The organism is Caulobacter sp. DWR2-3-1b2 (assembly GCF_049896345.1).
Lineage (GTDB): Bacteria > Pseudomonadota > Alphaproteobacteria > Caulobacterales > Caulobacteraceae > Caulobacter.
Map to the genome: position 1 here is coordinate 92595 of NZ_JAFCUC010000007.1, position 12320 is coordinate 104914.

The 12320-nt window shown below is 67.2% G+C and carries 14 protein-coding genes; 7 read left to right on the top strand and 7 right to left on the bottom strand.

Annotation, left to right across the window (positions count from 1 at the left end; genetic code table 11):
• Positions 1-44 precede the first annotated feature (44 nt).
• The 6 genes from ACP694_RS17295 to ACP694_RS17320 all read left to right on the top strand — a co-directional run bounded on the left by ACP694_RS17295 (position 45) and on the right by ACP694_RS17320 (position 5048).
• On the top strand, positions 45-1007 hold the full coding sequence (locus tag ACP694_RS17295; RefSeq protein ID WP_426014428.1) for an acetyl-CoA carboxylase carboxyltransferase subunit alpha: 963 nt from the start codon (positions 45-47) through the stop codon (positions 1005-1007).
• Positions 1008-1102: 95 nt separating this feature from the next.
• Positions 1103-1306: a hypothetical protein gene (locus tag ACP694_RS17300; RefSeq protein ID WP_426014429.1), complete on the top strand. Its 204-nt coding sequence runs from the start codon at positions 1103-1105 to the stop codon at positions 1304-1306.
• Positions 1307-1390, top strand: a complete 84-nt coding sequence (locus ACP694_RS17305; protein WP_426014742.1) for a lysozyme inhibitor LprI family protein — start codon at positions 1307-1309, stop codon at positions 1388-1390.
• 263 nt (positions 1391-1653) lie between these two features.
• Positions 1654-3819 (top strand): putative bifunctional diguanylate cyclase/phosphodiesterase, encoded by a 2166-nt coding sequence (locus ACP694_RS17310; RefSeq protein WP_426014431.1) that lies wholly within the window; start codon positions 1654-1656, stop codon positions 3817-3819.
• 69 nt (positions 3820-3888) lie between these two features.
• Complete coding sequence (locus ACP694_RS17315; RefSeq protein ID WP_426014433.1) at positions 3889-4665, top strand: hypothetical protein; 777 nt, start codon at positions 3889-3891, stop codon at positions 4663-4665.
• A complete protein-coding gene (locus ACP694_RS17320; protein ID WP_426014434.1) occupies positions 4554-5048 on the top strand; it encodes a hypothetical protein in 495 nt (164 codons plus the stop codon). Before ACP694_RS17315 ends, ACP694_RS17320 begins: the two co-directional genes overlap by 112 nt.
• An 8-nt stretch (positions 5049-5056) precedes the next feature.
• On the opposite strand, the gene ACP694_RS17325 is transcribed toward ACP694_RS17320, so the two are convergent.
• From ACP694_RS17325 to ACP694_RS17355, 7 genes are all read right to left on the bottom strand, one after another.
• Positions 5057-5509 (bottom strand): hypothetical protein, encoded by a 453-nt coding sequence (locus ACP694_RS17325; RefSeq protein WP_426014436.1) that lies wholly within the window; start codon positions 5507-5509, stop codon positions 5057-5059.
• Between the two features lie 98 nt (positions 5510-5607).
• The gene (locus tag ACP694_RS17330) at positions 5608-6633 is read right to left on the bottom strand and encodes a low specificity L-threonine aldolase (protein ID WP_426014437.1); all 1026 of its coding nucleotides are present in this window, start codon (positions 6631-6633) and stop codon (positions 5608-5610) included.
• A gap of 227 nt (positions 6634-6860) precedes the next feature.
• Complete coding sequence (locus tag ACP694_RS17335; RefSeq protein ID WP_426014438.1) at positions 6861-8003, bottom strand: epoxide hydrolase family protein; 1143 nt, start codon at positions 8001-8003, stop codon at positions 6861-6863.
• Between the two features lie 221 nt (positions 8004-8224).
• Positions 8225-9304 (bottom strand): glycerophosphodiester phosphodiesterase, encoded by a 1080-nt coding sequence (locus ACP694_RS17340; RefSeq protein ID WP_426014440.1) that lies wholly within the window; start codon positions 9302-9304, stop codon positions 8225-8227.
• A 366-nt stretch (positions 9305-9670) separates the two neighbouring features.
• On the bottom strand, positions 9671-9985 hold the full coding sequence (locus tag ACP694_RS17345; RefSeq protein WP_426014442.1) for a hypothetical protein: 315 nt from the start codon (positions 9983-9985) through the stop codon (positions 9671-9673).
• Positions 9986-10140: 155 nt separating this feature from the next.
• Entirely contained in the window at positions 10141-10650 is a 510-nt protein-coding gene (locus tag ACP694_RS17350; RefSeq protein ID WP_426014444.1) for a DUF3617 domain-containing protein, read from the bottom strand.
• 199 nt (positions 10651-10849) lie between these two features.
• Positions 10850-11410 carry a bactofilin family protein gene (locus ACP694_RS17355; RefSeq protein WP_426014446.1) on the bottom strand — a complete coding sequence of 187 codons (561 nt, stop codon included), beginning with the start codon at positions 11408-11410 and terminating at the stop codon, positions 10850-10852.
• A gap of 134 nt (positions 11411-11544) precedes the next feature.
• Between ACP694_RS17355 and ACP694_RS17360 the strand changes: the two genes are divergently transcribed.
• The gene (locus ACP694_RS17360; RefSeq protein ID WP_426014447.1) at positions 11545-12141 is read left to right on the top strand and encodes a hypothetical protein; all 597 of its coding nucleotides are present in this window, start codon (positions 11545-11547) and stop codon (positions 12139-12141) included.
• Positions 12142-12320 lie beyond the last annotated feature (179 nt).

The following is a 12320-nucleotide window of genomic DNA, read 5'->3' on the forward strand; positions in this document are numbered from 1 at the left end:
CTCTAGGTTCGCCACCTTTCCGCAACGGCGACGTTAAGAGACTCATGGCCGCGCATTATCTCGACTTCGAGCGACCCATCGCCGATCTGGAAAGCAAGATCGAGGAGCTGTCCAAGCTCTCCGAAACGGCTGGTCCCGGCGCGTTCGACGGCGAGATCCAGGCCCTGCGCGATCGCGCCCAGCAGATGCGCAAGGAGGCCTATGCCGGCCTTGACGCCTGGCAGAAGACCATGGTCGCCCGCCATCCCGAGCGCCCGCACCTGAAGGACTATATCGCCGGCCTGATCGACCAGTTCGTCGAGCTGCGCGGCGACCGCAAATTCGCCGACGACCAGGCCATCGTCGGCGGCCTGGGCCGGTTCCGCGGCATCCCGGTTGTGGTCATGGGCCACGAGAAGGGCCACGACACCACCACCCGCCTGAAGCACAATTTCGGCATGGCCCGCCCCGAGGGCTACCGCAAGGCCGTGCGGCTGATGGACATGGCCGAGCGCTTCAACCTGCCGGTCATCACCTTCGTCGACACCGCCGGCGCCTATCCGGGCCTGGGCGCCGAGGAACGCGGCCAGGCCGAGGCCATCGCCCGCTCGACCGAGCGTGGCCTGGTGCTGGGCACGCCGATGATCGCCACCATCGTCGGCGAAGGCGGCAGCGGCGGGGCCATCGCCCTGGCCGGCGCCAACAAGGTGCTGATCCTCGAGCACTCGATCTATTCGGTGATCTCGCCGGAAGGCGCGGCCTCGATCCTGTGGCGCGACGGCGCCCGGGCCAAGGACGCCGCCGCCAACATGAAGATCACCGCCCAGGACCTGATCGGCCTGAAGATCGTCGACCGAATCGTCGAGGAACCGGCCGGCGGGGCCCATTCCGATCCCTCCGCCGCCATCGAAGCGGTGGGCGACGCGGTCGAGGACGAACTGAAGGCCCTGATGAAGCTGTCGGCCGCCGAGCTGAAGAAACAGCGCGCGGCGCGGTTCTACGCCATTGGGCGCGAAGGGCTGCAGTAGGTTCGGGACCCGCCGCCGGCCTCGAAAATCGATGTTCGCTGGCGTGCGACCGGAAGTCCGCTAAGGCGGCGCTCCAGGGTGGAGCTTACTCGACAATGCACTTTCTAGTCGTCGCGACCGTCCTGCTCCTGGCCGCCGCGCCGATCGTCCAGGCCAGGCCAGCGCCGGCCAAGCGCCCCTCGGCGGTGGATCACTGCCTGGAACCGGGACCCAATATCGCCGTCTTGAACTGCGTTTCCTACCTCGCCGACGTCCAGGACGGGCGTCTCAACCGGTCCTACAAGGCCGCCATTGCGTGATTGAAAAGGCCGGAGCAGAAGGCCGCATTGAGGTCCGCCCAACGCGGCTGGATCGCGTCCCGCGACGCCGAATGCTTGCCCTAAGCCGATGAGTCGGAGTTCGGCCAGCAGGGCAAGATCGACGCCGAGGTCTGCGTGCTGGACCAGACCCGCCAGCGCGCTGGCGAACTTGAGCGCTATCGATAGCGGATAGCGGCCGCCAGGGGGTAAAAGACGCCTGCGGTAAACACCCCGGCAAGCACTGTGACGTCACCGTGAAGTTTTCACGAAATAGCAGCGCTTCAGCGTTCAGGTTAGCACACCGTTAGCCGAGAAATGGTCCCTCCACCGAATAGTGGAGGCGTATCATGTTCACCTTGCGAGACACCGTTTCATCCCTCGCGCCCGCACGGGCCGAGGACCTGGGCAAAACGCTGTATGACCGATTCCGCGAAGAGCCCGACACACTGATCGTGCCGGTGCTCGACGATGAAGACCGGCCCATCGGTCTCGTGGAGCGCAACGCCTTTTTCCTGCGCATGGCCGCCGAATATGGCCGCGCCCTCTACGCCAATCGGCCGATCTCGGTGTTGATGGACGCCCAGCCCCTGGTGGTCGAGGCCGATGTCGAGCTGGCGGCCTTCACCAGCGACAGCCTGTCCTATCGGGCGTCCGACCTGCTGCGCGGCTTCATCGTCACCGACGGCGGGCGCTATCTGGGGGTCGGCACGGTGCTGGGTCTGCTGCAGGCCGCCAACGAGACCAACCGCCGGGGCGTCGAGGCCCTTGCCGCCGCCAAGGCCGCCGCCGACCAGGCCCACACCTTCATGACGGCGGTGGTCGAGGCCATACCCTCGATGGTGTTCGTCAAGCGGGCCGACGACCATGCCTATGTCCTGCTCAACCGGGCCGGCGAGAAGATGCTCGGCCACCCCCGCGCCGAGATGATCGGCCGCACCGACGCCGACTTCTATCCGCCCGAGCAAGCGGCGATCTACCGGGCGCGCGACGCCGAGGTGATCTCGTCGGGCGAGGTGCGGGTGATCGAGGAAGACCACGTGCCGCGCAAGGATGGCTCGATCGCCCTGTTGCGCACCAAGAAGATCGCCATCATCGGTCCCGACGGCCAGGCCGAATATCTGCTGGGCGTCTCCGAGGACATCGCCGAGCGCAAGCGAGCCGAGGCTCAGATCGCCCGTTTGGCCCATTATGACCCGCTGACCGACCTGCCCAACCGCCTGCTATTTCAGAAGGACCTGTCGGCGGCCCTGGCCCGGGCGGCGCGGCGCGAGGAACTGGTGGCGGTGCACTGCGTCGACCTGGATCGCTTCAAGACCGTCAACGACACCCTCGGCCATCCGATCGGCGACGCCCTGCTGAAGACCGCCGCTGAGCGTCTGCGGGCTTGTGTGCGCGAGGGCGACACCGTCGCGCGGCTGGGCGGCGACGAGTTCGCGGTGGTGCAGACCGGTTTGACCGACCTTTCCGGCGCCACGCGTCTGGCTAGCCGGATCGTCGAGGCTCTGGCCGAGACCTTCGACCTGCAGGGCCACCAGGTGATGATCGGCGGCAGCGTCGGGGTAGCCATATCGCCCACGGACGGGGCGGGCGCCGATGAGTTGCTGAAAAAGGCCGACATGGCGCTGTACCGCGCCAAGGCCGACGGGCGTGGGACCTTCCACTTCTTTGAACGGGCGATGGACGAACAGCTCCAGGCCCGCCGCGCCCTCGAGCTCGACCTCCGCCTGGCCCTGGTCGAAGGCCAGTTCGAACTCTATTACCAGCCGCTGTTCAGCCTCGGCGCCGACCGGGTGATGGGCTGCGAGGCGCTGCTGCGCTGGAACCATCCGACGCGTGGCATGATCTCGCCGGGCGACTTTATCCCGCTCGCCGAGGAGATCGGCCTGATCAACCCGCTGGGCGAATGGGTGCTGCGCGAGGCCTGCCGCGAGGCGGCCGGCTGGCCCGACCATGTGCGCCTGGCGGTCAATCTGTCGCCGTCGCAGTTTCGCGACAAGCAGTTGGTGAGAACCGTGGTCTCGGCCCTGGCCGCCTCGGGGCTGCCCGCCGAGCGACTGGAGCTGGAGATCACCGAGTCTGTGCTGTTGCACAACACCGCCGGCAACATGTCGATCCTGCATGACCTCAAGACCCTGGGCGTGCGGATCTCGATGGACGACTTCGGCACCGGCTATTCCAGCCTGAGCTATCTGCGCAGCTTTCCGTTCGACAAGATCAAGATCGACCAGACCTTCGTGCGCGACATCCTCGAGGATCCCGACGCCCTGGCGATCATCAAGGCGGTGCTGGACCTGGGCGCCAGCCTGGGCATCACCACCACGGCCGAGGGCGTCGAGACGGTGGAGCAGCTGGACGAGCTGCGCCGCCAGGGCTGCGGCGAGATCCAGGGCTATTTCATCAGCCGTCCCAAGCCGGCGGCGCAGATCGCCGCGATGCTGGGGGCCAGGGTCCCGGTCGAGCCCGGCGCCCGCCTGGAAAGTCATCGCGCCGCGCGGGCCCTCAAGCGGGCCTGAAACGCAATCAGCGTTCGGATCGTGTTCGGGCGGCTTGGAGGGCGCCGCCTCCAAGCCGCCCGAGGACCCATGTCGAAACTTACGCTGTTCAAGCCGCTGACCTTGCGGGGCCTGACCCTGAAGAACCGCATCGTGGTCTCGCCGATGTGCCAATATGTGGCCGTCGACGGGGTGGCCCAGGACTGGCACCTGGCGCATCTGGCGCGGTTCGCGATCGGCGGGGCGGGCGTGGTGTTCGTCGAGGCCACGGCCGTCGAGCCGCGCGGCCGCATCACCCATGGCGACCTGGGCCTGTGGAACGTCGCTCAGCAGGCGGCCCTGGCCAGGATCGCCAGCATGATCAAGGGGCTGGGCGCGATCCCCGCCATCCAGCTGGCCCATGCCGGACGCAAGGCCAGCACCCATCGCCCGTTCGAGGTCGGGGGTCCTATCCTGCCTGACAACGCCAAACCCGGCGAGCCGGCCTGGGCCGCCCTGGCCCCCAGCGCCGTGCCCTTCGCTCCGACCTGGCCAACGCCGGAGGCCGCGACCCTGGACGACATCGCGGCGATCAAGGCGGCCTTCGCGGCCTCGGCCAAGCGCGCCTTGGCGGCCGGCTTCGAGATCATCGAGATCCATTGCGCCCACGGCTATCTGTTGACAGAGTTCCTGTCGCCGATCAGCAACCAGCGTGACGACGCCTATGGCCGAGCCTGGGCGGGCGGATGCGTCTGCCGCTGGAGGTGGTCGACGCGGTGCGCGAAGTCTGGCCCCACGAGCGGCCGCTGTTTGCGCGGATTTCCTCGGTGGACGGGACCGAGGGCGGCTGGGACCTGGAGGATAGCGTCATACTGGCCCGCCAGATGAAAGCACGCGGCGTCGATGTAGTCGATTGCTCGTCGGGCGGGCTGACGCCGTCGATCGCCACCCTGCCGACGCCGGCGCCGGGCTATCAGTTCGACTACGCCGCCACGGTGCGCCGCCAGGCCGGGGTTCCGACCATGGCCGTGGGGCTGATCGTCGAACTGGCCCAGGCCGAATTCGCCCTGGCCTCGGGTCAGGCGGACCTGGTTGCCCTGGGTCGGCAGATGCTCGACGATCCCAACTGGCCGCTGCGGGCCTTGGCCGAGGTGGACGCCGAGCATATCGGCGGCCCGGAATGGCCGGCGCCGGTCGGCTATGCGATCAAGGCGCTGAACAAGGTCAAGGCCAAGTACGGCCTGCTCCGCAAGGAAACCTCGACGTTCTGAGGTGATGATTAGCGGTTAGCCGGCGTGATGAACCTGCAGCAAGCCTGGATCGCCGGCTGGGCTTTTTCGGGCTCGACCGGTACGAAGCCGGAGCCGTCCCTGACATAGATGATGTTGCCTTCGACGTGGTCGAGACCGGCCGCGCCGATCACAGCGAAATAGTAGGTCTTACCCGTTTCGATATCGATCTGGAGCTCAGCGTTGCTTTGCGCGGAAAGCAGGGGCCAGGCCAGTTTGAACTTATGAGCTCCGACCGCAACCTGAACTGCAGTAAAGCTGTTCTGCTTTAGAGCTGCGACATTTCGGCCGTCGATTTTCAGCGTCGTCGACCACAGGGTCGGCTCGGCATAGGCGCGGAAGATGAAGACGTTTTCAACCCCAGTGGGCGCAGTGACAAGATCAGAAACCTCCGCCTGGGTGGGTGAGGCGGTCAGGACAGCGAGCAGGCCCAGCGAGGCCAAGGCGAACTTTCTAAGCGGCACCGGGGTTCCTTCGCGGCTGACTTGATGCGAGGAACCCTAAGCGGCGCTTTGGGTGAGCTCAATGGGGCTGCCTAGTCTTAAGCCACCGTCTTCAGCGCCTCGCCCAGTTCCTCGACCATCTCCGGCGTTGTCGCCCACGAGCACATGAACCGCGCCGTGCCGTCGAGGAAGCGGTAGACGAACCAGCCCCGGCCCCGCAGCCGCTCCAGGGCCGCGTCGTCCATATCGACGAACAGGCCGTTGGCCTCGACCGGGTGGCGCAGTGGGAAGGGCATCAGGTCCGCAAGCTTGCGCGCCATGGCGTTGGCGTGGGCCGCCCGCGCCGCCCACGGGCCGCCGTCATTGTCCTCGCCTAGCAGGCCCAGCCAGGGGGCCGACAGGAACCGGCCCTTGGAGACCAGTTGGCCGGCGTGCTTGAGGCGGGCATCGAGCCGGCGGTGCAGGTCCTTGTCGAGGAAGACCACGGCCTCGGTCGGCGTCGAGCCGGCTTTGGTGCCGCCAATCACCAGGATATCGACGCCGATCTTGGCCACCCGCTTGAGGTCAAAACCCGCCGCCACGGCGTTGGCCAGGCGCGCGCCGTCGAGGTGCACGCCGTATCCCTGGGCCTTGGCCGGGGCGATCAGGGCGGCCAGGTCGTCGGCGCCATAGACCGTGCCGTATTCGGTGGCGTTGGTCAGGGACAGGGCCGCGGCGGGCTGGCGGTATGAGACGTCGGGCTCGGCCAGGGCCGCTTCCAGCGCCGGCAGTTCGATCTTGCCCGAGGCGCCGGGCAGGCCGATCAGGCCGACGCCCTGGCCGAAGAAGCCGGGAGCGCCGGTTTCGTCGGTGCAGATGTGGGCGTGCTCGTGGGCCAGCACCGCCTCATGCGGACGCGCCAGGCAGGTCAGGGCGAAAGCGTTGGCCGCCGTGCCCGAGGCGGTGAACCGCACCTCGGCGTCGCTGTCGAGCAGGGCGCGGATGCGATCGGCCGCCGCAGCGCTGACATGGTCGGTCCCATAGCCGGAGGCGGTTCCGGCATTGGCGGCGACCAGGGCCTCCATCACCTCGGGCATGGCGCCCGCGACATTGTCGGAGGCGAAGTCGTAGCGGGCTTGGCTCATGGGATTGCGATAGGGCGGGTTCGGCGGCCCGGCAAGACCCCTCTCGCTCGCCACCAACCTACCCGGAGTGGCCTTCGCCTTTCACCCAAAGCGGTTGTCATCCCGGACGAGCGCGCAGCGCGCAGATCCGGGACCGACCCGTGAACGCAGGCGCTTCCGGCGGTCCCGGATCTGCGGCCCGTTGGGCCTTGTCCGGGATGACAAACTTTGTTGGTTGTCTAGCGAGGTCAGCCCACGGCGCGCGCCCAGGCCCGGACCTCGTCGACGAACAGTCCAGGCTCTTCCATCGCCGCGAAATGGCCGCCGCGCGGCAGTTCGGTCCAGCGGGTGATGGTGTAGGCCCGGTCGGCCCAAGTGCGCGGCGGAGCCTGGTAGAGCACCTCGCCCGGGAAGTTGGCGAAGGCGGTGGGGGTCTCGCAGCGCACGCCCTCGGGCAGGGTGATCCCGCCCTCCTCCATCAGGCCGCGATAGTACCAGGCCCCGGTCGTGAAGCTGCCGGTCATCACGTAGATCATCAGGTTGGTCAGCAGCTGGTCGCGGCTGAACACCTGCTCGAACGACTTTCCGGACAGGTCGGCCCAATCGTGGAAGCGTTCCAATATCCAGGCGGCCTGGCCCACCGGGTTGCTGGCTCCCAGCCAGGCCAGGGACTGCGGCTTGGAGACCTGCAGGCGCAGATAGGCGCCCATCATGTCCATGGCGAAGGCGGTGCGCTGCACCCAGGCGACCTCGGCCTCGCCCTGGGGCGGACCAGCGGGGCGAAAGCCGATCATGTTCAGGTGGATGGCCTTGACGTGGGCGGCGTGGTCCAGCCCCAGCCACGAGGTGATCAGCCCACCCCAATCGCCGCCCTGGGCGAGGTAGCGGTCATAGCCGAGCACGTCGGTCATCAGGCTGTTGAAGAGGCGCGCGGTGGTCCGCTGGCCGATCGGCTTGGCGGGCTTGGACGAGAAGCCAAAGCCCGGCAGGGACGGGATCACCAGGTCGAAGGCGTCGGCCGGATCGCCGCCATGGCGCGACGGGAAGGCCAGGGGCTCGATGGCCGCCCAGAACTCGTAGTGGCTGCCCGGCCAACCGTGGCTGAGCAGCAGCGGGCGCTTGCCTTGGGCTTCGCCGACCACGTGGACGAAGTGCAGGTCGAAATCCTCGACCCGGGCGGTGAACTGCGGGAATCGGTTGAGCTGCGCCATGGCGGCGGCGACGTCGAAGCCGTCGGTCCAATAGGCAGTGATCTCTTTGAGGAATTGGGCGTCGCACCCGTGGTTCCAGCCACCGCCCTCCGGCGCGGGCGGGAACTCATAGGCCCGGACCTGGTCCAGGACCTTGCCGATCGCGGCGTCGCTCCAGGCGACCTTAAAGGGCTGCGGCATCACGTCCTCCCGTCTGTTTTCAAGAAGGTGCTGCGGGTGACGTGGGGGGCGTCAAGCGCTCCCCCAAAACTCCGCTCATGCCGACTTTCGCTCGGGACTTCGTGCGTCTGACGCCGGACGTCTGACGCTGGAGGCCGGCGAGCGCGAGCTCGGCGCTAAGCGCGCACGCTGCACCGGTGACGGCGGCGCCGCAAACGTTCGGCGCCGTCCGATCCGCCTTCCTAACCCCGCGCGGCGACCGCCAGGCCGGGGAAGTCGCTGAACACCCCGTCGACGCCGGCGGCGTATAGCGCCTTGAACACCTTCGAGACCTCGCCCGGTTGGGCCAGATAGTCGGCCGCAGCCGGGTCGCCCCGGCGCAAGGACGCCGGCAGGAAGTAGTTCTCGGCCCGGACCGTCCAGGGGTGGACCACCAGGCCGGCGGCGTGGGCGTCCTTCACCAGACTGGTGGCCGGCAGCAGGGTGTCGGCGTCCTGCGGGATGATCTGGGTCTTCTCCGCGCCCAGGCCGTCGGCATAGAGCGCCACGCCTTTCAGGCCCTCGGGGCTGCAAAGCTGGGCGTAGGTGACGTTGGGCAGGTCGGCCGGACCGCCTTGACCCGCCGTCAGCAGCACCAGTCGTGCCTTGGTCTTGCCCCGGATGGCCTTCAACGGCCCAACCTCGAAGCACTGGACGAAGACCGGCGCAGTGGCTGAGTTCAGGTCATGGGCCTTGAGCAGGGCGACCAGGCGATCCTCGACCGGCAGGCCGATGCCGGCGAAATAGGTCGGATGCTTCATCTCGGGATAGACGCCGATCGTTCGCCCCGAGCGCTGGCTGCCCACCTTGGCGATGGCCACCACCTCGTCGAAGGTCAGAAGCTGGGCCTGGCCGTCATATCTGGTATTGCCGGGACGAAGTTGCGGCAGGCGCTCGCGGGCCCGCAGCGTCTTGATCTCGGCCAGGGTGAAGTCCTCGGTGAACCAGCCGGTGATCTGTTGGCCGTCGATGGTCTTGGTGGCCTTGCGGCCGGCGAATTCCGGATGGCTGGCGACGTCGGTGGTTCCGCCGATCTCATTCTCATGCCGGGCGATCAGGTGGCCGTCCTTCGTCGGGACCAGGTCGGGCTCGATGAAGTCGCAGCCCTGGTCGATGGCCAGGTCGTAGGCCAGGGCGGTGTGTTCCGGCCTCAGGCCCGACGCGCCGCGATGAGCGATGACGATCGGCTTTCTGGGCGCGGCGAAGCTCATGGCGGGGATCAGGGCGCCAGCCAGGGCGGCGGTCGTGAGGGCGCGGCGGGTCAGCAAGGTCATGGTCGCCATCTAGCGCGCCGATGTGACGTTTTGACCAGAGCCGCGCCATCGATCCGGCGCACGCCAGCGGCCTAAAATCTTTTTCTGCGGACGCCGTGTCCGGCGCGCAGGCCAGCGCGTAGCTGCTGTCGACAGGCCCGACCAGTACGGCTTTCCGGGTCATCGTCCGTGAGCCCGCCGCCCCGCCGCCCCGTCCCCCACCAGACCGGCGGGCGAGCCTCGACCCTTCGGCCTCCTTCCCCCCCGTCGGAGGCGGGGGGGCCTTGCGCTCAAGAGCATTTTTCGAGCGGGAGTGGTTCCTGTTCGCGTAAAGAAAAATGCGTCAAAACAAAAGATTAGAGTTCACACCCCGACGCAGTCAGGTCGGGAAATGCTCTAGCCCTTGGACGAGCGCTCGAGAATGGCCTTCAGGCTCTGGGCCTTTTGCGGAAGATCCGACGCCAGGCGCGACGCCATTTCGCGAATCCCCACCGCATAGGCCTCGCCGCCTTCCGCGATCTCGCGCGCCCGCTGAGCCAGGTCCTCCAGGTCGCGAGCCATGGCTTCAACCTGCTCGCGGGCCAGCATGCGCGCTTCATCCTGCAGACGCCGGACGCGCTGGGTCGTGGTCTCCGGCCCACGGCTGAAGTTATAGACCTCGACCGGATCGACGCCTTTGTCGGGGACAACGGTCAGATGGGGACCACTCATGGGCGTTTTGGCTCCACCGGCGGCGCAAACAGCGCCGGCCTTGCAAGTACAAGCCACGGCGACCCTCGCCGTTCCCGGCGGGCGGCGCGATCCGTGCGATCGCTCCGATGCTGTGGCGCTGAGGACACTTAATCCTGACCGGGACGATGTCGCGCCTAGGTTTCAGGCTTCCAGGTCGCTGGATCGCAGGCGCCTTGATAGGTGCTGACCGCCTGCATCTTGAGGGTCTGTTTGCGGCCATAGGCCCCCAGGGTCAGGTTGAGGTCGGTGGTCGCGGTGGTGGTGAAGTCGCCGCTGACGACACCCGACAGCGCGTAGTCGACGCCCTTGTGCTTGCACGCCTGGTCGATGTGGAAGCCGTCCGCCGTCCGGGTGAGGGTGGGCTTGCCGCAGGGGCTGGCCTTCTGGACGGCGTCGGCGCCGGGGTCGTAGCCTTCGCCAACGCACCGGGCGGTGGTTTCCTCGCCGGCCGGGGTCTTGGTTACGGTCGTCCACAGGCCTGGCCTGAGGGTCTGGGGCCCGCCGGCGACCGGAGTTGCCTGCTGCGACGCGGCCGCTCCGCCCGGCGCGACCGGCCTGTCATCGGTGCGCGAACAGGCGGCCAGACCCATCAGCCCGGAGGCGACCATGATCGCCAGGCTCGAATTCAGGGCGTAACTCGGCATTCGGAACCTCCCCGGCGTGTGACCTTTTGAAGTTAAGGTCTTTGAAGCGCCAAGAGTTGCAACCCTTGGAGCCTTCACCGGGTCCGGCGAGGCTCCAGAGCATTTTTCGAGCGGAAGTGGTTCCGGTTCGCGTGAAGAAAAATGCGTCAAAACAAAATATTAGAGTTCACGGCCTGACGCAGTCAGGTCGGGAAATGCTCTAGCCGGGATAGACAGCCATGGCGGGCGTGTGACCACTGGCCGGCTGCGGCTGCGGCTGCGGCTGCGGCTGCGGCTGCGGCTGCGGCTGCGGCTGCGGCTGCGGCGCGACGGGGGCGGCAGCGGCGGGCGCGGGGCGCTGGAACTTCAGGCTGCGGCCCTGGAACTGCGCGCCGGTTTCCATGGCCAGCTGTTCATGGGTGATGTCGCCATCGACCACGGCCGTCCCATAGAGCCGCACCTGCTTGGCCGAGACCGCGCCGGTCACCCGGCCGTGGATCTCGATGACCTGAGCGTAGAGCGTACCCTCGACCCGGGCGTTGGGGCCCAGGACCAGCTTGCCGACCCGGATGTCGCCCTGGATCACGCAATCCAGGTGCAGTTCGCCGTCGCCGAGCACGTCGCCCTTGATGGCCACGCCTTGGGCGATCATCGAGGCGGGCTTGGGCCGCAGCGTCGGCGTCGGCGTCGGCGTCGGGGCCATGGCTAATTGCGGGGTCGGCTCGATCTGGGCCAGTGGCGTGAAGGCGGGAGCGGAAGGGGCGGTTTTTTTGGCGAACATGGCGAGGGCCTTGTCTCGAAATGGAGCGTTGTGGGGAAAGCTCAGCAAGAGCGGCGCCGTCAGACCTTCGTCACAGGGGAGGATATATTCGCCCCGACTCGCGCCATGCTGCGCCATCCGGAGTTCCCCAAGCCATGGCCGATTCCCTCGAACATCTGATCGACCGTCTGCGCGAGGTCGAGGCGCAGATCGAAGCCGCCTTCGCCGCGCGGGCCACGGATCATGACGCCAAGCACGCGGTCGAGCGGGATGCGGTTGGCAAGCCCTGTTTCAAGGCCGACGCCTTGCGTCGCCAGAAGGTCCACCGCAAGACCCTGGGCCTGGCTCGCGTGCCGTTGCCGACCCTGCTGACCATGCCGCTGATCTACGGCATGGTCCTGCCGCTGGTGATCCTCGATGTCAGCATCAGCCTCTACCAGCTGGGCTGTTTCACCGCCTGGGACATCATGCGGGTCAAGCGTTCGGACTATGTGGTCATCGACCGCCACCGGCTGGGCTATCTGAACCTGGTGCAGAAGCTCAACTGCGCCTTCTGCGGCTATGGCAACGGCGTCATCGCCTATGCCCGCGAGGTCACCGCCCGCACCGAACAATATTGGTGCCCGATCAAGCACGCCCTCAAGGTCAAGGGCAGCCACGAGCGCTACCGCGACTTCCAGGCCTATGGCGACGCCGAGGGTTATCTGGCGAGCTCGGGGGCGTATCGAGAGCGGCTGAAGCGGGGCCTGTAGGCCGGCTCGGGACTGTCGATCAGAGCGACAATACCGCGCCCGAAAACAATGCTGGGTCGTAGGAGATAGAATTTACCTGGGATGCGATCGGCCGGCACCTAGGAGCGCCCGGTATGTGACCATAATGAGACAATTTTCAACGAACTGTTTCATTACCGCAATGTAAATTGACCGACCGT